Raw genomic sequence first — 21,630 nt, 5'->3', positions numbered from 1 at the left:
GGCCCCTTCGCCATCTCCGCGTGAGAGGCGTTGCCGTACAGAAAAGCACCGCTTGTTCAGCTGAAGTTTAAATTTCCAATGTTTAACTGCAGAAGTCCTGTTACTCTTTTGCAACTTCTAATGAAAAAGGAAATTTACATGAAACGTACCTTCCGTACCTTTGCGCTGGCATTACCCCTTTTGGTGTTAGCTGGCTGTACCGCCACCGAATCGTCCCGCACCATCGAAGCACCAAAAGTCAACGCCGCCTACCAGCCTTATCAGGGCCAAAAAAGCAAACTGGTGGTGGGTAAATTCCAAAATCGTTCAAATTTCCAAAATGGCATTTTTAACGCCGAAGTCGATCAGTTAGGCTCGCAGGCCAAAACTATTCTGATCACACATTTACAACAAACCAATCGTTTTCTGGTGATGGACCGCGCCAATATGGCCGAACTGTCACAAGAAGCTCAGTTTGCCGGCGCCAAACAAAATGTGATCGGCGCTAAATATGTTGTCACTGGCGACGTCACTGAATTTGGCCGTAAACAAACCGGCGACAAACAACTGTTTGGTCTGCTCGGCAAAGGCAAAGAACAAATCGCCTATGCCAAAGTGGCGTTAAACATTGTTGATGTGGAAACCTCAGCCGTAGTGTTCTCCGCGATGGGCGCCGGTGAATACAGCCTGTCCAACCGTGAAGTGATTGGTTTTGGCGGCAGTGCCGGTTACGACGCCACGTTAAACGGTAAAGTGTTAGATCTGGCTTTACGTGAGGCGGTCAACAACCTCGTCAATGGCATCAGTAATAATCAATGGCAACCGCAGTGAGACTTTCCGGCATGGACGCAAAAATGATGGCGCCAAAAGCAGTGTTGATGGTCGCGATAGCTATCGCGACTTTAACCGGCTGCGAGACCACCAAGCCGTTATATCACTACGGTTCTTACCAAACGAATGTGTACGAACACTTTAAAAACGAAGATTCAGCTGTTACTGAGCAAATCGAAGCACTGGAAAAAACTATCCGCGAAACCAACCGCAATAAGCTGCAGGTAGGCCCTGGCCTTTACGCGCATCTGGGCTTCCTGTATCTGCAAAGCGGACAGCGCGATACCGGCCTTGCTTATCTGCAAAAAGAAAAGCAGCTGTACCCGGAATCAACCCATTTTATCGACTTTTTACTGAAAAACGCCAAGGCAGGTCAGTCATGAATGCTATGAAATTATCTGTAGCTTTGCTGCTGACCCTGATCCTGGCTGGTTGTGCGACTACGAAGGCGCCGATGGATTACAGCGCTTTTAAGCAAAGTAATCCAAAGTCGATTCTGGTGTTACCGCCCACTAACCAAACGTCCGAGGTCATTGCACCTTACGGCGTGCTGGCCAATGTCACAGTGCCGCTGGCCGAAGCCGGTTATTATGTGTTTCCGGTAGCGCTGGTCAATGAAACCTTTAAAAACAATGGCCTGACCGTGGCTGAAGATATCCACGCCGTGGCACCGAAAAAACTCAATGAGATTTTTGGTGCGGATGCGGTGCTGTATATCGACATCGAGGAGTACGGCACTTCTTATGCCGTGCTGTCCAGCGACACTGTGGTGGTGGTCAAAGCACGCTTAACCGACAGCAAAACTAACGTTACTCTGTGGGAAGGCAAAGCCAGCGCTTCCAGCAGTGAACAGAACAACAATGGCGGCGGCGGTATTGTCGGCATGTTAGTCGAAGCGGCCGTCACGCAGATCATGGAAACAGCGTTGGATACCGGTTTTGATATCGCCGCCATTGCTTCCAACCGGTTGTTATCCCCACAAATTCACAATGGCCTGTTATATGGCCCGCGCTCACCCTTTTATGGCAAAGAAAAGCCGGTGAAATAGCACGGCCTGCAGCTATTAGAGCGGCAAAAGCCCCCGGAACCCGGGGGCTTTTTATCTACAGGGATGGATGCTTTATTTGGCCTGCCGCTGCTGCTCCAACAGTAACGCCTGTTGCAGCGCCCGCGCTGCCGGTACTTTGATATCAGGGATCACGCCGCGTTGCTCAAAGTTATCACCGCTTTTTGGAAACAGCGGCCGGGCCAGTGGGATCCGCACAAACAACCAGTCAGTCACCGCCATCGCGCCAGTATAGTGCGCAAGACCTGCACTGATTTCGCCAATGACTGTGGCGCGGCCCTGCTGCTGCAGCGCGTAACTGAAAAACTCAGCGGCACTGACCTGCTCGGCTGATTGCAATACATACAACGGCATTTGCAGCTGTTTTTGTAGTAACACTTTTGCCCTGACTTCTTCGGGTTGATCGGTATTTCGGCTTTCCAGCTGCCATAACAAGGTTTCCGCCGGCACAAAATGGCTGAGCAGATAACGCACCAGTTCCGGCGAGCCACCGGCGCTTTCGCGCAAATCGATAATCAGCGCACGGCTTCGGCTTAAAAACTGCAGCGCCTGCGACGCCACATCAAAAGCCTCATCCGCCTGCACAAACTTATTCAGCTTCAGATAACCAATATTGCCGGGCAGGATACTGAGCTGCTCAAAGGCAAAGTTGTTGCGGCGTTTTTCAGCGGTTTCATGGCGGATATGTGTGACTTCGCCGTACTGCGCTGTCAGTTCCAGCCCGAGATGTCCGTCTTTGCCAACGGCACGCAGCCAATCCCCCACCTCATCGACGAACTGTGCTTTGCTCTGCAGATGGTTAAACCTGCCAGCAGCTTCAGCTTTGATCAGTGCCGCAGACAGCTGTGCCGCCATCTCTGGCAACACATAATGCTGGGCTAACACGGTGGCCAGCTGCGTCAGCGCGGTGTTGCGCTCAGCTGGCGTGAGGATGTGCTGCGCTGCAACAGACTTATCCGGAACAGCCGTTTGCGCGGCGACCGGAACACCGATGGATTGCAGAATAATGATCAGGAACAACACCAGCAGAACGAACAAACGCCAACGGCTTTTCACCGGCGTTTTTTGTTTGAAATTTGACATAAACACCTCTATTGATTGGAAAAAATTAACTTTTCAAATGCAATAGAGAAAATCAGTGATACAGCTGACTTTTACAGCAGAGATTGGCATCACGCCAAAGCCCAAGGCGAAAACTGCGCCTCGGTCCGGCGCGGATAAACCAGGCCAGTACCAGCACCACCGGCAGCAACAACGCCAGCAGGCGCAGCAACAGCAGCACAGGTTCAGCAATGAGCACATACAGCGGTTGTTGTTTTGCATGTAAAAATAACTGCGGGCTGCTGCGTTCACTTTGCGCCTGCAGCAACATCGGTTCCGTCTGATCCGCTGCGCTTTGCCACAAAGTCGCAACAGCAGATGGCGCTGGCGATTCTTCACCGCTGTGTGGCCCGACGACAAAGGCCAGCAACCATACCAGTGACAATGCACAAAGCAGCACGGCCCATTGCCGGCGGTAACCGACCGCTATACGAGCGTCGTCAGAAGGTGGGCGGTGAGAATCGGTCATTCGCAACTGATCTGGCCATAGGTGAATTGTCGATTTGGGGGGCCTGCCTGCAGTTTACAAGGTGTTTGACTCAAGATTAATCTGCAATTGCGGCCACAGCTGCAACCAGCGCTTCGCTGCGACGCGCTCAGCAAACACCTCAGGCCGTGGGAAATCAGGATTAATCGCCACTTGCAGCGACCAGTTCAGTGCGAGGCCAAAAGGGGCAAAAAATTCCAGCCTGCCGTCGTCCAACAAGCGCACGCCGACACAAGTTGGCTGCTCGACCCAGCGCCGGATACCATCGCCGCAGTGCTGATAAGGCGGATGACCATGTTTCAGATGCATCCGCGCCTGATTGCGCACTTCAAAACACTGGCCGGGAAATTGCGCGGCTAACTGCTGCTCCAGCTGCACTTCGCGCACGGTGCTCAGATCTGCCGGGTCAAAAAATACCAGGTCAATGTCATTGAGCGGCGTGTGCGGACACTGATGTACTGCATCCCAAATCGCGTTCCGTAAAAAACCGGCCGCCAGATACCAGTCCGGTAATTGCAGCGCCCGCGCCGCCCGCAAACAATCCATCCGCCACGGATCCGCCAGCAGCAATGCCACGGTCTTGGTTTGCCACTTGTCCATAGGGATCCTTTTGCTGTTTCTTGTGGTGAAGCTTGCCAGTTCCGAGGTCTGAGATCGACCTTTTTTATGCCCGCCGCCTTGCGCTGAAAGCACCAAAGCCCTGATTTGTAGCTTTGTGCCAGAAGCTGACATCAAACCTGGATCGGCCTTTATGATCCGATCCCATGCGCACTTTTATTGCGAATAATTCTCATTTGATCTAATAATGCAGATGCGAGTCATTCTCAACTAGAAGGTAACATCCTGTCATGTCAATAAAACCCTTATTTTTAGCGCTATGCTGCGCGCTGCCACTAATCCCAGCACAAGCCCATGTGCCTTATCTGGCACCAGCCAGTTTTGAGCCTGTGCGTGGCTGGGTCAGCTTAGAAGCGGCGTTCGCCGAGCAGTTTTTCCTGCCGGAAGCCAAGTTTGATCAAAGTGATTTTCAGGTGACCGGGCCGGATGGCATGGTGCGCGCACCAAAAGAGCAGGTGGCCGTTAAAAGCCGCACTGTGTTGGATGATGAACTGAAAACCGACGGTACCTACAAATACAGCACGGGTCAGCGCTTTGGCGCTGTGTTTCATAGCTATGTGCTGAACGGTAAAACCGAAAACAGCCGGGAGCCAGATTTTGTTCTGCCTAAAGGTGCCACACTCAAAGCGCATTTTCAGAGTGTAACCCGCGCCGAAACCTATATCAGCAAAGGCAAACCGGACCAAAAGGCGCTCAATGCCAGCGGCAAAGGGCTGGAGCTGCAGTTTATCAGCCACCCAAATGACCTGTACGCCGGCCAGCCAGTCAATGGCTTGTTGCTGCTCGATGGCAAACCATTGGCAAACAGCACACTGGAATTACATCGCGCCGCCAGCGCTCAGGCCAGTCAGGACAAAACCGCGCCACTGCAAATCAACAGCAACGCCCGCGGCGAATTCACGCTGACACCACCACAAGCCGGCACTTACTTGTTGTTGGCCCGCCACCGGGCGGCGGCACCACCAGGCGCTAAAGCACCGCTTTACAGCTACACCAGCACGGCCGTATTTGAAGCGGCGGAATGAAATTCACAGTCCTACCAAGGTGATATCAGGAGAACCCTATGATGATGCAACCCAAAACTATCCGGCATTTTTTACTGTTGAGCAGCCTGTATTTGCTCGGACAGACCGCCACAGCGCAACAGACCAACAGCCGCCAGCCCGAGCGCACCCATCAGCCGACGCTGCAGGCAAAAATCGATTTCATTGCTGAATTTGACCAAAACAACGACGGCCAGGTCAGTCACACCGAGTTTTTCAGTAGCCGCCAGCAACGGCTGGCCGCGATGGACCTGCAACACAATGCGCAGATCGACGTCGCCGGTTATCAGGCCGAATACGCCGACCGGCTGGACCAACGCCTGGCTGCGGACCGCAAAAGCCAGCTGAAACAAACCGAAGTGCGTTTTGCCGCGGTCGACAAAAATCAGGATGGTCGCATCAGCCCGGCGGAATACCAGGCGTCCGGCCAGAGTGCCTTCGTTTTTATCGACAGTAACAAAGATGGCCAGATTTCAAAAACAGACAGCAAAGCCGATCCGGCGCCGGCCCGTCGCGGCCAAAACGCTGCTACAGCACAGCCGCAACGCCGGCCGGCGCTGGTGATGCCGACCACCCACAGCGTCAGCGGCATGCTGGCTATGTATGACGTCGACCACGACGGGGCAGTGTCAGCGGCTGAATATCTGCAGATCCGCCAACAAGCCTTTGCCCGCACTGATACGGACCACAACGGCGATTTGTCACCGGCCGAGTACATGCAGGAATTTACCGACCGCGTCGACCAGCAGATCGCCAAAACCCGCAGCGCGCAGCTGAAACAGGCCGAGGTCCGCTTCAAAGCACTGGATAAAGACGCCAACGGCATTTTAAGTGCCGCCGAATACCATCAATCCGGCCAGCGCATGTTCAGCCGCTGGGATACCGACCATAACCGGCTGGTCAGCCGGACAGAAGCCTTGCCTGTGGCTGAGACAGCGCAAGTGCCGGTTGAGCCGTCTAAACCAAAAGCAGCGACACGGACGGCGCCCTGAGATGAAAGCCATCTTCAGTCTGCTGGTGCTTGGCAGCTGTTGGGTTCAGGCGCAAACGTTGACGTTGCCGGGGCCGCTGACAGTTGAAATCAGCGGTATCAATAGTGCGCAGCAGCAACAACTGCAGCAGGAACTGACACAGGAATTGCCGCAGCAATGGGCACTATTGCAGGACCAACAATACTGGCCAGCGGCTGAAACATTTGCCGCGACGGGCCAATGGCCCGCGCATGCGGCGTTATTGCAACAGGCCTGGCAGCAATGTGAAGCCTGGTGGCAGCAGCAACGCAGCTATCACTGCCGTTTTGGTGCAGCCAGAAAGTTGTGGCAACAGCAAAATACCGCTGAAGTGCCGGATCGGGTGCAGTTGCGTCACAGCGCGCGCCAGATCCTCCAGCAAAGTGGTGCAGACATCCGGCTGCTGCCGGATCTGCAAGCCTTTGCCCAGGCAGTATTGCTGGACAATGTGCTGGCCAAAGTCCGCACTGCATGGCCAAAAGCCAGCCTGCGGCTGCGCTTTGGCAACTGGCAGACACAGCTCGGTACACAGGCTGCGGACGCGTCAGCATTTGGTCAACAAGACACAAATCCGCTGACCGCCATCCGGTTACAGCAGCAGGTATTACTGCAAGCGAACGGGTCGCAGCGCAGCCATACAGACCTCGTCTGGTACCCGGCAGAAGCCTGGCCGGTGCAGTACGGGCCTGCGGTTGCAGTGACCAGCCAGAGTTTCAGCCGCGCCTGGTTGCTGGCACAAGCGCTGGTGTCCGCCAGCCCAACACAGCGCCGGCAATGGCTGGCGCAGCACAATGACGGGGAAAGTGCTGGAGACAGTTATGGGAACAGAGACGCTGCACTGTGGCGCGAATGGCAACAAGATCCGGCCGTAGCTGCCAGGTTTCAGCCGTCAGCGGGCTGGTATCAACAGTTGCAGGCCGCTGCTGCCTATCAGCAACTGCAGCAAATACAGCTGCAGCTGGAATTACCACAACAGGGCAGCACGGCGAAACGGCCTTATGTCAGTGTCTGGCTCAGTCAGCACGGACAGTGGCAGGCCCAGCTGGTGTTACTCGGCGAGCAACCGCGTTGGTATGCCGAACTGCGCAGCTGGTGGCGTCAGGCCGGCAGCAGCCACAACTTTGACCAGCTGGCCGGCGCCACGCGCAGATCCGGTTTGCATCAGTTTCACTGGGACGCCCGGCTGGCCGACGGCAGGCCCTTGCCCGCCGGAGATTACACCCTGCATCTGGAAGCAGCACGTGAAGGCGGCGGTCGTGAGCAGTTGAAACTGCCACTGCACTGGCCACTGCAACAACCGTTACTGCTGCAGGGCCAGCGGGAGCTGGGACAAATCCGGGTCAAAGTCCACCGCGCTGACCACCTGGCTGTCCAGCCCGTTGACCAACCAATAGCCAGAGTCAGCCCTTCCGGCTAACACACGCAGAAACTCCGAAAATCCGATGAAAAACCGGCACTGCTATGTAGCAGGGTCTGGCTGGCTGCAGCCTGAAAAAAACTAAATCACAAAATAAACATATGATTTATAAGGAATACATCATGTCACCTCGTTATTCATTATTGATGCTGGCATTAAGTCCGGTCTTGCTGACCACTCCGGCACTGGCCGCGGATGCCGCATCGGCCAAAACACTGGATGCGGTCGAAGTCAAAGCCACCGCACTCAACACCAGTCCACAGTTAAAACAACAGCAGCTCAGTAGCAAAGACATCGAAACGCAGCAAATCAGCAATCTGGCAGATTTAGTGCGGATGGTGCCTGGGGTGAATCTGACTGATATCGGCCGCTTTGGCTCCAGCGGTTTTAACATCCGTGGTGTTGAAGGGGACAGAGTCAAAATTGCCGTCGACGGCCTGGCACTGGGGGAAACCATGGATCCGGACAGCCATGCCCCTTATGAATTTTTCCGCTCAGGCCTTGGTGGCATCGACCCGGATGCGTTAAAACAGGTCACTATCCTGAAAGGGGCTGACGCCATCAGTGCCGGCAGTGGTGCTTTGGGAGGCGCCGTGCTGTTTCAGACCAAAGATCCGGCCGACTTTCTCAGTGCCAGCGGCGACGACGGCGCGCTGAAACTGAAAAGCCAGTACAGCGGTAACAACAGCGAATGGCTGCAGAGCCTGACGGGTGCCGCCCGCACCGGCCGGTTGGAAAGTCTGCTGGTCTACACCCACCGCGATGGTGAAGAAACCCAGAGTTATGACAGCCACAGCACAGTGACAGGCCCCGGCAGCACCAGCGCCGATCCACAAAGCATGCAAAGCCAGAACCTGCTGCTGAAACTGCACTACAGCTTGTTACCGGATCACAGCATCGGCTACAGCCTCGACAGCTACCAGTCCGACAGCAGCTTGCAGAACCTGTCGCGGCAGGACCAGACCTACTTGAGCCGCACGGGTCTTGACGACAGCGAACGCGATAAACACAGCCTGCAATATGAATATCTGGCCGGATTGCCCTGGTTTGACAGCATGCAGCTGAAATTTGACCAGCAGAACAACCGCAACCACGGCCTGACCCGGATGACAGTGACTGCAACCTGTCCGCAAAATGTAACACCCTGCATCCGCGAAGAAGACCGTGATTTCCGCCAGAAATTAACCCAGTGGACCGCCGCTTTTGATAAAGAGCTCAGCAATGACCAGCTGCAGCAACAATGGACTTATGGTCTGCAGGCACAAAACAAAACGGTCAGCTCAGCCGCCATAGACCGGCGTTTTGTCGGCCAGACCAAAACACTCGCCACCCTGGAAGTGGACCCGGCATTTGTCCCTGTCACCGCCATCCGCACGCGCTCAGTCTATGCCCGCAACAATCTGAGCCTGACCGGCACAGCATGGTCACTGGGCTTAGGTGCACGTTACGATCAGCTTGACTATGACCCGCAGTTATCCGCCACTTATCAGGACAAAACCGGCTCGGTGAAAGCAGTCGATTTTGGCGCGGCCAGCTATCAGGCCCAGTTGCACTATCAGCTGGATGAACGTCAACGCCTGAGTCTGCAGGCTGGCCGGGGGTTCCGCGCACCAACCACTGAGGATATGTATTTACAGACCAGCACCACCAGTTTGCAGGAAGCGGTCAGCGGCAACACTGTGACAGTGCCGACGGCACAGTCCAACCCCGCACTGAAACCCGAGCATAGCCTGAACCTGGAGCTGGCCTATCAACTGACACTGGAAAACAGTGCCCATCAACTCTCTGTATTTCGCGACCGCTATAGCGACATGATTCAGACCGCGCAATTCACCCTCAATCCAGCCACTGTCTATCAAAGTTGTGTACGCGGCGTCTGCAGCAAACAAAATGGTGCTGTGTACAGCATGCCGGTGAACATTGATGCGGCCGTGGTGAAAGGCGTTGAGCTGGAAGGTCACTGGCAGGCGGATGCAAACTGGCGGTTGAACTGGGCAGCCACTTATCAACAAGGTGACGAGCAAAATGGCGAACCTCTGCTCAGTGTGATGCCGTGGAGTGCCGTGCTTGGTGTCGGTTATCAACTCAATGATGACGTGCGTCTGCTGCTGAATAACCGTTATCAGGCGGCGAAACAGGCCTCAGATGCCTGGGTCTACAGCAGCAATGGCGTGCAAACCGCCGCCACGCCTTATCTGAGTAACAGCGCTTTGGTCAGCGATCTGGCCCTGCAATGGCAGTTCCACGACCAGCTGGCGCTGACCGCAGGTGTATTTAATCTGCTGGATAAAGCGTACTACCGCTGGGAACGGCTGCAATATGTCACGCAATCGGTCGGCGCTGTGCGTGGTGGCGTCAGTGGCGACGGCATCCGGCGTTATCTGGAATCCGGTCGCTACGGCAAAGTCAGCCTGAGCTTAAGTTTTTAACAACTCACCGTGCTGCAGAGATCTGGCTTCCCAGATCTCTGCAGCGCTAAGCACTGCAATAAACCTGCATTCTTACCTTGCGCGCAGCGACCTTACTTCACTCTGCTCCTGCCGGTTTTTACTTTAAAATCAATTTGATAATTATTTCAGCACCATTTAAGGTTGGCGAGGTTAAAGATCTGTTTTTGCTGGATCTGTGCATAGACTGGACTATGCTGCAAATTTAGCGAATGCAACGCTACAGGCTGTCGACCACACCTGTGATCAGGAGGCTGTCTTGCGGGCTCAAATACTTACCATCATGGTTTGCGCTTTGCTTTGCCTGTGCCCTGGCGCCTTTGCAGACACAGAAAGCAGCCAGGAGACAGATGCCATACAATTGCTGCAATTGGCACAACAATATTTGCAGACGCATGGCGTTGAAGCATCCATTGTCGAATTTAACCGGCTGGACAGTCCTTTTAATGTCAAAAGCGCGATTAACCCCTATGGCGATATGTATCTGTTTACTCTGGACTCTAAAGGTTATCAGCGCGTGCATGGAAAAAACCCAAAGATCCGCAATAAAGTGATGCTTGAAATGCGCGACATCGATGGTATTTATTTAATCAAACTGATGGTCGATGCTTGTTTTGCCAGCAAAGATGGCAAAGGCTGGGTTGAATATCGCTGGCCCCATCCGATCACGAAAACAGTGCAGAAAAAACGCGGTTATGTCGAGAAAGTCAAAGATGCTGATTTTTGTATTGGCACTGGGATTTACCTCTGAAACAAGAGCAATACATGTCTGAATCGCACAGCCCCACGTCCAAATCAGCGTCTGTCACTTTATGGTTATGGCTGTTCAGTGGCCTGACCGTTATCGTGATTATTGCGCAGTGCGGCCGTGCTATCTGGCAGGATCAAAAACTGACGCTGGCTTCTGAGTATCAGAATGGTCTGATTGCGGTGCGATTATTAGATGAACATGCCACGCAGACGATCCGCGAAGCCGAAAACAGTCTGCGGACTGTGGTGCATGAAATCCGTCAGGCTGGCATGTCCGGCCGCATTACCGATCAGACTATCCGCGAAATTCTGACCAAGGCACAGCCGTTTAACCAAGTGATGAAAGCGCTGCAATTTGTCACGCCGCAACGCCAGGCCTGGGTCAATACCATCGACTACCCGGCCTACCAGACGGATGCGGATGACCGGACTTATATCTCCGCATTATTGGCAGATCCAACCAACACCACCACCATTATTGGTCAGCCATTCCAGCGCTTTTATGATGCCGAGCTGATCGTGCCGATTGCGATGAATGTGCAGAGCGCGCAGGGAGATTACCTTGGCATTATCAGTACCGATATTAGCGTGTCTTATTTCAGCAGCGTGTACCAGCGCGTTGCAAAAGACAGCGGCGCTATGGTGTCATTGTTCACCAACGACGGCGTCATTATTGTCCGCTTTCCGTTAGATTCGGCCCAGGTTGGCCAGCGCATCACCGATACCCGATTGCTGCAAAATCTGGCAAAGCGCCCGGCCGAAGGCATGTTTGAAGACCGGCAGTTTCTCGACCAGAGCAATACCCGGGAACGTTATTACACTTACCGCAAAATCGCGTTATATCCAATCATCACGGTATTTGCCCGGGAAAAGCAGGAAGTGTTAGCGCCTTTTTATGAGCGCAGTAAAGCGCGGATTTTAATCGCGGCCGGCACCGTGCTGTTTGTGTTGCTGCTCAGTTTTCTGCTGTGGCGCTATATCACCAGGCTACATCAGTCAGAATCGATGCTGCGACAGGCAGAGCTGGAGGTCCGCAGCATGAATACCGGGCTGGAGCACAAAGTGCAGGAACGCACAGCCAGTCTGAAGACGGCCAACGCTGATTTGGAAAAAGCTCTGGCCACTTTGCAATGTATGCAGGAAGAAATGTTCCGCAGCGAAAAAATGGCGGCGTTGGGCCATCTGGTCGCCGGCATTTCCCACGAGCTGAATACACCAATCGGCAATTGCCTGATGGTTGCCAGTACGTTGAAAGAACGCTGCTCCGAGTTACAGCAGGAAATGGACAATCCGCTGCCACGCCGCTCAGTGTTAGCCCGGCTTGTCAGTGAATCAGCGCAAGGTTCAGATATTATTGAAAAAAGTCTGCATCGCGCGGCACAACTAATCCAGAGCTTTAAACAAGTGTCTTTAGATCAGGCCACTGACCACAGGCGCAGCTTTGAGCTGCAACAGCTGCTGGAAGAGGTGGTGCTGACGCTGGAGCCCACCTGTAAACGCAAGCGACATCAACTGATCTGCCAGTTCGAAGCCAATATTATGCTGGACGGCTATCCCGGTGCGCTGGCGCAGATCATCACCAACTTCGTCAACAATGCAATTTTGCATGCGTTTCCGGAGTCTGTGCACGGCGAAATGCGACTGACCACGCAGCGGTTGCCGGCTGATAAAGTGGAAATTAGCTTCAGTGACAATGGTGTCGGCATTAGTCCACAGCATCAAAATCGGGTATTTGACCCGTTTTTTACCACGCGGCTTGGCCAAGGTGGTTCGGGCCTTGGTTTACATATCGTCTATAACCTGGTGACGACAGGACTAGGTGGTGTGATCAGTATGCAAAGTGTGGCGGGACAAGGTACCGAATTTAAAATTGTCATCCCACTGGTCGCGCCGCAAAGCAGCAGCGACGTGGCCAAAACAAGCGGCGCTGAATAAGCAAACACCGCTAGCCTTCCAGGTGCGCCTGCTTTAATTGCTGGTACAACGCCTTGTGACCCTCACCTAACACCCGCACATCAACCTGCTGCAGATAAGTCAGCGCGGTTTGGCGATCCTGCAACTGACCATATAACTCAGCCAGGCGCAGCAGGTGGGTTGCCTGTTGCACGGCATCCACGTCGACACGCATATAAGGCAATGATTTTTCATAATAATCTGCTGCCAGACCATATTGTCCCAACAGCTGGTAAGTGCGGGCCAGATTGCCATAAGCCACGATTATCTTGCCGTTTTGGCCGCTGGGTAAAATGGCATCCAGCGCCAGCTTGCGCGAATAGGCGGCCTGTTCAAGTTGGCCTTTCGCATGCTGCACCAACGCCTTATTACTGTTCAGTTCAAAACCAAACACCGGATCCTTACTTTTGCTGAATCGATGCTCCGCCGACAGCAGCAGCGTCCAGGCCTTGTCATGCGCGCCAAATACGGCTTGTAAATTTGCCAGTTCCAGCATGCGCAAAGGATCGGCAAAAGCCTGATACATCTCGGAAAGTTGTGCTGAAGCCAGATCGGCATAATGCCGGGCCTGCGTCATCCGGCCAAAGGATTTCAGCATTTTGGCATGGTAAAAATACAGCTGCGTACGAAATACCGGCGGTAACGCAGGTTGTTGCAGCAGTTGTTCGGTTTGTTGTAACAAAGCGGCAAACTGATGTTTGTCGTACAGATAATCCAGCTGATACGAGGTCAGCTTAAACCACTGTACCGACTGCGGCGTCACGTCAGCCAGTTGTCGTTGCAATAACTGCAGGCAAGGGGTCGCCGGCTCGGTCTGGCAGAACTCTTCATGATCACTCAGATGCTCAGCCGCCAGCAGCCGTTGACCAGGCAGCAGCGCGGTCAGACCAAGCACAAACAGTATGAATTTCAGGTCTTTAATCATGCTTCAGGTTGTAACTCAGTCCAGCTCCAGCGTCAATCAGCACTGCAATGCGGCACTGGCAGTAGTAGTTGCTGCTGCAACAGGCTATGAGCCGGCCGGAATACCGTTTCAAGCAATGTAGTGTCGATGCGGGACAATACCTGTCTGGCCTCGGCATACTGCTGCAGTTGGCAATGCAGCTGCGCCGAGCGTAATAAATGCAGCTGCCGGCGCACGTCGTCCGCACCCGGCAACATTATCTGCAACGACTGCTGATAATAATGCAGCGCCAAACCGTATTGACCCAACAATTGATAAGTGCGGCCCAGATTACCGGATGCGACACTGATTTTGCCTGCATCACCGGTCGGTTTGATCGCGTCCAGCGCCAATTTGCGTGAATAAGCCGCATCAGCCAGCCGGCCGTTGGCCTGTTGCACTAAAGCCTTATTAGTATTCAGTTCGAACCAAAAAACCGGGTCTTTGCTTTTGCTATAACGACTGTCGGCCAGCACCAGCAACTGCCAGGCTTGCGCCTGTTCCCCCATCACCGAATGCAGATTGGCCAGTTCGACCAATCGCAGCGGATCAGCAAAGGCCTGAAACAGTTGTTCTAAATCGTTGGCGGCTAAATCGGCATAGTGCAGCGCCTGAATCCGCTGGCCTTTGGCATGCAGAATTTTCGCCTGATAAAAATACAACTGGGTGCGAAAGACGGCGGGCACAGCTTCCAGCTGCAGCAGCTGGGTCGTTTGTGTCGCCAGATCATCTTCCAGATGTTTATCAAAAAAATAATCCAGCTGATAGGATTTCAGCTGATACCAGCGCACCGAAAACGCTTCCGACTGCGCCAGAGCCTGTTGGAGTTGCTCCAGACAAGCTGTCGCCGGATCCTGTCGGCAAAATGCTTCGTGATCATTCATATGCTCGACCGCGTTGACAACCGCAGGTAGCAACCAGACAAAGCAACAGCACAACAAGCCTAATCTATACATGTACAACTACTAAACAACATTTTCAGTTGTTGTACCCCGCAGTTGCGATCTGGTCAATCGGTGCGTTGAGCAAATTCGCGCAAATCACAATGTAAACGTAGTTGCCATTTGCTGCCACTCTGCTGTTTACACAGAAAATATGGGGTCTTATCAGAACCACCGGCTGGCTATGGCGAAGCGGTCGTCACCACGCCATATCTATCGGGATATGCCGCCATTACAGGTTAACCCCAGCTTGGTGTTAACACCTGAATGCTGGCAAATGAGCGTAACTGCACTAATTCTTCTCTGACTAAACCACATTGTGAAAACAGCCTGAGCCATTCACTCCCGGTGCGTTCGCGCCCTCTTGTCCCCATCAGCATTTGCATGTCAAAAGACGCACTGGCAGCATCAACAGCGGTATCAGCAAGCACCAATTCCAATATCGCAATTTTTGCTCCTGTAGTACCACAAGCGGTTGCGACCTGACGCAGAACCTGTATCGCCGTACTGTCATCCATTCCATGTAACACTGCAGATAATAAAAACACATCCTGCTCATCCCGAGCTGAAGGTATCTGCTGCAAAATGTTCCCAGCTAAAAATTGCAGTCGGTCATTTTTCGTTTCGGGTCGGTCATGCCAATAGCGCCGGGCTTCGGCGATCACTGCTGGCCGGTCAACCACCAAGGCTTCCACCCCTGCGTGACGCTGCAAAATGGCATATGATTTACTGCCACGCGAACCGCCTAAATCGATCACCCGGCGGAAACGGCTCCAGTCAAAATCGGTTGCAAAAGCGTCACCAGTGAGACTTTCCACACAATCCATCGCTGCAGAAAATAACTGATCAAAGTCTGGCTGTTCATTCAGTTGCTCGAATAAAGTCGCACCGTGGCTTAACTCAAAAGGCGCTTTGCCCTCGCGTATGCCTTGTTCAAGCTGTTCAAACCATGGCCGGCTCATCATTTCACTGTTGTGCATTAAAATCATGGCCCGCACAGACTGTGGATGGTCACGCCGTAAATGAGCGGAAACCAAATTGTTTCGAAAGCGCCGGCCTGCCGACTCCGCAAAAATGCCAAGTGCAGACAGAAATCTCAGTAAACGCGCAACTGAATCCGGATCACAATGCACTCTGGCTGCAATTTCATCGGCATCCAGGCAATCGTCTGCCAGTACTGCTGCGATATCCAGCCTTGTTGCAACATAGAGTGCCCGAGATTGCCAAAAAGCTGAACCAACCTGAATCAGACGAACAGGCGCTGGGATCATCCTTAATGGTAAGCGCTGCAACCAGGCACCAAAACGCATTACTTTATTATATCGGCGCACTGCACCAGCGTTGATCTGAAAACTCATCGGTCATGCTCCTTGCTTGCGTGGCAAGCCGCCACTCAGGCCAGCGGCAAACAACTGACCATTAAAGAGGGCCAACTGGCGGAAAAACTCAGTGTCCATCGGACGAGCCATTTGTTCTTCAAAAATATTTTTCAGCAGGACTGGCGTCATTGCCAGACTGACAAAAGCCAGCCGCAGAAAATCCGGGTCAATATCTGTTGCGATCTGTGCTGAGGCTTTTAACTCCCCGACTCGCCGGGCTCCTTTACTGCGCCCTCTTTCCAGCAATTGTTGGATAAAGCGCCGTCCCGGCCCTTGATTCAGCGCCAGCACTTTGAGGATCAGTTTGGGAAACTCAGGCTTTTCATTCATGGTTTCATAATAAAGCTTCAGATAGTCACTAAATCCCCCGGTGGTTTCGAGCAGGGGGCCGTCTAATGCATTCAACAGCGGTGACAGAGTTTCACGAATCATTTCTTCGTACAAACCCTCTTTGTTACCAAAATAGTAACGAATCATAGATACATTGGCATTGGCAAGTTCGGCAATCTGGCGTGTACTGACCTGATGATAATCGTCAGACAAAAAGCACTGCTGCGCCGCCAGTAATAACCGCGCACGCACCGAATTGTCAGTCGTTAAAGTTGTCATTGCATAGTCCTCATGGTGTGAGATTAGGCTATCAGCGCAACAACTTTTCCCCCAAGCGTTTTCGTCAATCAGTTTGACGCAGTTGATTGAATCAGTGCGACCATATCAGTTTGAGCCAAATTCACTGTTGGGCACAGCGATCGGCCCAGTCCAGCGCGGCGGTTGCCGGCGCAAACACTGCTTCACCGGCCGGTTGCAACAGCTTGAGCAACTGGCTTGCCTTGTCAGTGGATGAAATCTTCGCACTGATGATCTGACTGAACTGGCGCTGCTGTGCGAGCAAGCGCTGTAATTCCGGCGCGGCTATGGCGATACCAGCTAACTGTTGTTGCTGCCGGATAAACGCTTGCTGCCACACCGGCCAGTCTTTGGGTAACAAACAGGCCGGCGCGTCCGCAAAACCTTGTTGCAGCATCAATAACGCCGGCGGCTCCAGCAGCAACGCATCGGCGAGCTGGTTTAATGGTTCATCCAGGTGATAACGGCCAGCAGCCGTTTTTAAATGATGACGACCATAATAATGCAGCGGCTGCAGATATTGGCTGAAGTCCTGCAATGCCTGACGCTGCGGAGCAGTCAGCGCACCGGACACACCAGCCAGTTCGCGTGCCGCCCATTGTTGCAAGCTGGCCTGCGCCTGCTGCCGGTGTAACAAGCCAATCTGCTGCGCATAATCGTCTATCTGCTGCAAACGAGTTGGTAAAGCAGCAATATGCTGCGATCCAGCCGGTGACCAGAAGCGCTCAGCCACAACAAACAGCCGCGGCCATAATTTGTTATCGAGCAATTCAGCCGACACCAGTTCAGTCCAAAGTGCGGCTTCACCGCCCCACAGCAGTTTTTGCTGGGCAGGGGTCAGCGCGGGCGTGGCGGCGACTGGCTGATAAAGCTCAGCGCCAAGGTCCAGCGGATAACTGTGATTGCCAATCAGCGCCAGCGCTTGTGCCGGCTTGCCACTCTGTAATATGAAGCGCAGTTGTACCGGTCCGAGATAATTGGCGGCATCGACGCGCACCTGTAGCGCGGTATCACCTGGCGTTACCGGCCAGACCCGCACTTGGGCCGGCACCACACCACGGCCCGTGGCTGCGAGACTGCCCTGCCATTGGCCGTTTTTGGTCTGATATAACCGCACAGTGCCGGTCACCGCCTTGCCGTTTAGCCGCTGCAAGCGATAGCCAAACTGCATCTGCTGCTTCATATCAGTCAGCACAGGCAAAGGCGCGGTGACCAAGAGCGGGTCATTTTGCCAGTGATAGGCCGCCGGCTGCGGCATATCCAGATAAAAACCAGCTGACAATAACGCCGGATGGCCGGCACGCACGGCGGCACCCAAAGCATCCTGACCTTGCCAGCTTTGCACCAGCGTAGTTTGTGGCAATGCCGGATGCAGCGTTTCATCCCAGCCGATCATCCGCCGCTGTTGTTGCTGTAACAATTGCGCCAGCTGCTGATTAAAATACGCCTGCAGGGCGTGGCCATCGGCGAGCTGCTGTTGCTGCATCAGACGCTGAATTTTATTGTTCGCCAGCCAGTGATCGGCTTTGACTTCATCGCCACCGATGTGCAGATAAGGATCGGGAAACAACTGGCGCCACTCGGCCACTAACGCCTGAATAAACTGCCAGGTCGCCGCACTGCTGATATCTAATACCGGTGCGAACACGCCAAAACTCCGCTCCGCCGGCAAAGGCATTAATCCCTGCTGGTCCAGCACCGCATCGGGCCAGGCCAGCAATTCCGGGTAGGCCATACCAATGGCTGACGCATGGCCGGGCAAATCCAGTTCAGGCACCACGCGGATACCACGGGCGGCGGCATAAACGACGAGTTCCTGCACTTCAGCCTGAGTATAAAACTGACCCTGACTGGCCAATTGGTGCAGTTTAGGATAAGCCTTCGATTCGATGCGCCAACCCTGATCATCGGTTAAATGCCAGTGCAGCACATTCAGTTTGGCGGCAGCCATGCCATCGAGCGTGCGACGGATATCCGCCAGCGGAATAAAACGCCGCGCGCTGTCGAGTAACAAGCCGCGCCAACGAAAACGTGGTTGGTCTTTAATGGTCACCGCCGGCACTGTGCAGCTGCTGGTATTTGCTGTGGCACTATGGTCGCAACGGATCAGCTGACTCAGCGTCATCAGGCCGTATAACACACCAGTGCTGGTGTTGGCGTTTAAGCTGATACGCGCTTGGTTGATGTCGAGCTGATAACTTTCATCATCGTCCGGGCCCGGCAGATCAATAGCCTGACGCACCCGGATCTGCAATTGTGCCTGGGCCGGCGCAACCTGACGGAGCTGTAATTGTGGCTGAAACTGTGCCAGTAACTGCAGCGCAGCGCTATGCCGGGAAACATCCGGGCCTTCAACAGCAACCCCCAATGACTTTGGTATTGGCACCAGGGTACCAGTGCCTTGCAGCTGCGCCGGCTGCGGCATCAGTACTGGCAACTCAGCGCGCGCAGCACAGCTAATCGCTAAACAACCCAACAGCAGAAACTTAGACCGCATCGGAAACCTCCATCTGCCGCGACAACAATGGCATCAATGCCGGATCGATAATCGCGCCATGTTGCTGCACCACCGCAGCGGCTAATTGATGTCCTGACCTTGCCGAATGAGCCAGCGCGGCATCAGTCAGTGCAGCAGGTTCAGACAAAAAACGCGCTAAAAAACCGGCAGCGAACGCATCACCGGCACCACTGCTGTCGACAACTTGTGGCACTGGTTGGGCAGAAACCTGCAGTCTGGTGGTGCCCTGCCCAATCCAGCATGGCGCCGGACCGCATTTCAGCACCACAGTACGCGCGCCGGCCTGCAACGCCGCGTCGACTAAAGCGGCAGCACCGGCGCTGGGTTTTTGCCAAATCAGCCGCTCGTCACTGTCGGTAAGCAGCGCCAGCGCACACAGCGGTAACAGCAGTTGTTGCCAGCGTGATGCGGTGGTATTGGCCCACAACAAGGGCCGGAAATTATTATCAAAGATCAGCTTGCCACCCCGACGGACAAAGCCCGCCACAGTGCTGTACAGCCGCATCCGATCTGGCTCGGCGAGGATCGCCATACTGATGCCACTGAGATACAGCGCATCCAGGCTACCGTCCGCCAGCGCCTGCTCCAATTCCGTTGTGGCTCTGCAAAAGTACTGCCGTACCGCACTGTCGTCACGCTGATAACGGAAACTGCGCTCACCGGCGGCATCGATATCAATCCAGTACTGGCCCAGCGTTTTATCCGGATGACGGCCAACCCGCAGCGACAACCCTTCCGCCGTCAGCGTTGTGGCCAACTGATCGCTGGCGTCGTCTTGCCCCAGCATGGTGAAATACTGCACGACCAGATCGGCGCCGGTTTGCCGGCTGAACCGGTGCAAATACAACGCGGTATTGAATGTGTCGCCGCCAAAACCATAACCCAGACCATCAGCCCGGTGTTCACGCATCACTTCACCGAAAAAACCAATCCGCATCAGCGCACCTCCGCCTGTGTGGCAGACGGGTAGGTAGCGGTTGTCTGAGCGGTAATCGCCGACTGATCTGTGACCCGCCCGGCCGCCAGCAGCACCAGCGCTTCACTGCGACTGATCGCCACTGGTTTCGTCAGCAGACTGCCGACAATCGCGGCCAGCAGACTCAGCAACGTTGCCGGGATCACCGGATTCCCCCAGAATGCCTGCGCGCCCGGCCACCACAACACTGTCAACGACACCAGCGGCGCCATCACAAGCGCCGCCAGTGCGCCGGTTTTATTCAGCCGGGTCCAGCGCAGCCCCAATACCGCCACGGCAAATAAACCCGATAACACCATGCCGACCATCGTCGTGATATAGCCGATGATATTGTCGGCCAGCAGAGCAAAACCAAGCGCCAGCGCGACCACAGCTACCAGGCCAAAACGCGACAACAACACCACTTGTTCCGGTGGTGGCAAACGGCCACACACCACTTTGTACAAATCGCCGACTAATACCGACACGCCGGCGATCGCATCTGAACTGGCGCTGGATAAAGTCGCCGAAATACCGGCCAGCAGCACCAACACCCCAAGCGCCAGCGGCAAGGTATTCAGCGCCAGAAACGGGAACGCATAAGACGGATTATCCAGCGCCGGCGCCAGTTGCAGCGCTGCGAGGCCCAATACGGCCGGGATCAATGAGAAAAACAGATAAAGTACGCCAGACCAGACAAAGGACTTGCGGATCGCGCTGACATCTTTGCCGGAGTAAATACGCTGGCGAAAACTCGGTGTCGCCAGCACGCCGATGGCCACAGCCACCGCCAACGACAAACCCGGTAACCAGCTGCTGGCCTGCGCTGCACTCTGCCGCGCCGACAGTACACTGGCTTGCGCCTCAATCGCATCAACACCACCGACCGCCACCAAGGCAAACCCGGCCATCAGCACAAAGCCGCAGAACAGGATCAATGCCTGAATGGCATCAGTCCAGACCACTGCGGTATAACCGCCAATCACCACATAAATGGCAAATCCGGCGGCAATTAATAACTTACTCTCGGTTAAACTGAGGCCGGTTAACCAGGCCAGATACATACTGCCGCCGAGAATGTGTGCGCCAAGCCAGCCAATACAGGCAATAAAAATCAGCACGCCAACGACATGGCGCACCTGTTTATCCGCGCCGGTGTAATAACTCAGCTCTTCCGCCATCGTCAGAAAATTAAAGCGTCGCAGCGGCGCGAACCACCAGGCCAGCAATAAAATGCCGATACCGCCGCCGAGGCCATATAACACGCCACCCCAGCCATGCTGATAGGCATAACCGACCGCGCCCATCGACGAGCCGGTACCCACCATAGTCGCCACTGTGGTGCCGAGCATCAGCCAGAATGGCAGCGCACGGCCACCGAGTAAAAAATCTTCACCACTTTGCTGTGCATCGCCATGCTGGCGACGCGATACCCACCAGCCAAGTGCAATCATCGCCAGCAGATAGACGGCAAAACCCGCCAGAAACAGCCATTGCTGCTCTGTTTGTTGCATTGTTTGTTGCATGAAATCTTATTCCCTGTTGCGCTGTCGCGCTGATATTCA

19 protein-coding genes are annotated in these 21,630 nt (G+C 54.3%); 9 read left to right on the top strand and 10 right to left on the bottom strand.

All coding sequences use genetic code 11. The features are described 5' to 3' along the window. Positions 1-138 precede the first annotated feature (138 nt). From ATY27_RS08415 to ATY27_RS08405, 3 genes are read left to right on the top strand one after another with little or no spacing between them, the layout of a single operon-like run. On the top strand, positions 139-810 hold the full coding sequence (locus ATY27_RS08415; protein WP_208933159.1) for a CsgG/HfaB family protein: 672 nt from the start codon (positions 139-141) through the stop codon (positions 808-810). 11 nt (positions 811-821) lie between these two features. Continuing rightward, positions 822-1,193 (top strand): DUF4810 domain-containing protein, encoded by a 372-nt coding sequence (locus ATY27_RS08410; protein WP_208933158.1) that lies wholly within the window; start codon positions 822-824, stop codon positions 1,191-1,193. 5 nt (positions 1,194-1,198) lie between these two features. Beyond that, entirely contained in the window at positions 1,199-1,858 is a 660-nt protein-coding gene (locus ATY27_RS08405; protein WP_208933157.1) for a DUF799 domain-containing protein, read from the top strand. Between the two features lie 72 nt (positions 1,859-1,930). Here the strand turns inward: ATY27_RS08405 and ATY27_RS08400 are convergent, their stop codons facing one another. From ATY27_RS08400 to ATY27_RS08390, 3 genes are read right to left on the bottom strand one after another with little or no spacing between them, the layout of a single operon-like run. Next, positions 1,931-2,959: a S41 family peptidase gene (locus tag ATY27_RS08400; protein ID WP_208933156.1), complete on the bottom strand. Its 1,029-nt coding sequence runs from the start codon at positions 2,957-2,959 to the stop codon at positions 1,931-1,933. A 52-nt stretch (positions 2,960-3,011) separates the two neighbouring features. Then, the gene (locus ATY27_RS08395) at positions 3,012-3,446 is read right to left on the bottom strand and encodes a hypothetical protein (protein WP_208933155.1); all 435 of its coding nucleotides are present in this window, start codon (positions 3,444-3,446) and stop codon (positions 3,012-3,014) included. Positions 3,447-3,500: 54 nt separating this feature from the next. Next, on the bottom strand, positions 3,501-4,064 hold the full coding sequence (locus ATY27_RS08390; protein WP_208933154.1) for a nucleotidyltransferase family protein: 564 nt from the start codon (positions 4,062-4,064) through the stop codon (positions 3,501-3,503). Between the two features lie 248 nt (positions 4,065-4,312). Between ATY27_RS08390 and ATY27_RS08385 the strand changes: the two genes are divergently transcribed. From ATY27_RS08385 to ATY27_RS08360, 6 genes are all read left to right on the top strand, one after another. Further along, a complete protein-coding gene (locus ATY27_RS08385) occupies positions 4,313-5,107 on the top strand; it encodes a DUF4198 domain-containing protein (protein ID WP_208933153.1) in 795 nt (264 codons plus the stop codon). Positions 5,108-5,145: 38 nt separating this feature from the next. Next, positions 5,146-6,117, top strand: coding sequence for a hypothetical protein (locus ATY27_RS08380; RefSeq protein ID WP_208933152.1), 972 nt, complete (start codon positions 5,146-5,148; stop codon positions 6,115-6,117). 1 nt (position 6,118) lies between these two features. Then, positions 6,119-7,552, top strand: coding sequence for a DUF2271 domain-containing protein (locus ATY27_RS08375; RefSeq protein WP_208933151.1), 1,434 nt, complete (start codon positions 6,119-6,121; stop codon positions 7,550-7,552). A 122-nt stretch (positions 7,553-7,674) separates the two neighbouring features. Then, positions 7,675-9,981, top strand: a complete 2,307-nt coding sequence (locus tag ATY27_RS08370) for a TonB-dependent hemoglobin/transferrin/lactoferrin family receptor (RefSeq protein WP_208933150.1) — start codon at positions 7,675-7,677, stop codon at positions 9,979-9,981. 277 nt (positions 9,982-10,258) lie between these two features. Next, the gene (locus tag ATY27_RS08365) at positions 10,259-10,750 is read left to right on the top strand and encodes a cache domain-containing protein (protein ID WP_208933149.1); all 492 of its coding nucleotides are present in this window, start codon (positions 10,259-10,261) and stop codon (positions 10,748-10,750) included. 14 nt (positions 10,751-10,764) lie between these two features. Continuing rightward, complete coding sequence (locus ATY27_RS08360; RefSeq protein WP_208933148.1) at positions 10,765-12,684, top strand: ATP-binding protein; 1,920 nt, start codon at positions 10,765-10,767, stop codon at positions 12,682-12,684. 10 nt (positions 12,685-12,694) lie between these two features. Here ATY27_RS08360 and ATY27_RS08355 read toward each other — a convergent pair whose 3' ends face one another. The 7 genes from ATY27_RS08355 to ATY27_RS08325 all read right to left on the bottom strand — a co-directional run bounded on the left by ATY27_RS08355 (position 12,695) and on the right by ATY27_RS08325 (position 21,591). After that, complete coding sequence (locus ATY27_RS08355) at positions 12,695-13,627, bottom strand: tetratricopeptide repeat protein (protein WP_208933147.1); 933 nt, start codon at positions 13,625-13,627, stop codon at positions 12,695-12,697. Positions 13,628-13,659: 32 nt separating this feature from the next. Further along, a complete protein-coding gene (locus tag ATY27_RS08350) occupies positions 13,660-14,529 on the bottom strand; it encodes a tetratricopeptide repeat protein (protein ID WP_208933146.1) in 870 nt (289 codons plus the stop codon). A 296-nt stretch (positions 14,530-14,825) separates the two neighbouring features. Further along, entirely contained in the window at positions 14,826-15,944 is a 1,119-nt protein-coding gene (locus ATY27_RS08345) for a methyltransferase (RefSeq protein WP_208933145.1), read from the bottom strand. A gap of 3 nt (positions 15,945-15,947) precedes the next feature. Then, entirely contained in the window at positions 15,948-16,574 is a 627-nt protein-coding gene (locus ATY27_RS08340) for a TetR/AcrR family transcriptional regulator (RefSeq protein ID WP_208933144.1), read from the bottom strand. Positions 16,575-16,695: 121 nt separating this feature from the next. Beyond that, entirely contained in the window at positions 16,696-19,089 is a 2,394-nt protein-coding gene (locus tag ATY27_RS08335; RefSeq protein WP_208933143.1) for a family 20 glycosylhydrolase, read from the bottom strand. Beyond that, positions 19,079-20,047: a PfkB family carbohydrate kinase gene (locus tag ATY27_RS08330; protein ID WP_208933142.1), complete on the bottom strand. Its 969-nt coding sequence runs from the start codon at positions 20,045-20,047 to the stop codon at positions 19,079-19,081. The genes ATY27_RS08335 and ATY27_RS08330 overlap by 11 nt, the downstream gene beginning before the upstream one ends. Continuing rightward, positions 20,047-21,591, bottom strand: a complete 1,545-nt coding sequence (locus ATY27_RS08325) for a sodium:solute symporter family protein (RefSeq protein WP_208933141.1) — start codon at positions 21,589-21,591, stop codon at positions 20,047-20,049. Before ATY27_RS08325 ends, ATY27_RS08330 begins: the two co-directional genes overlap by 1 nt. Positions 21,592-21,630 lie beyond the last annotated feature (39 nt).

The sequence above is a fragment of the Rheinheimera sp. F8 genome, assembly GCF_001518915.1.
The sequence above is the reverse complement of the archived record's forward strand: the minus strand, read 5'-3'. Positions and strand labels throughout refer to the sequence as shown.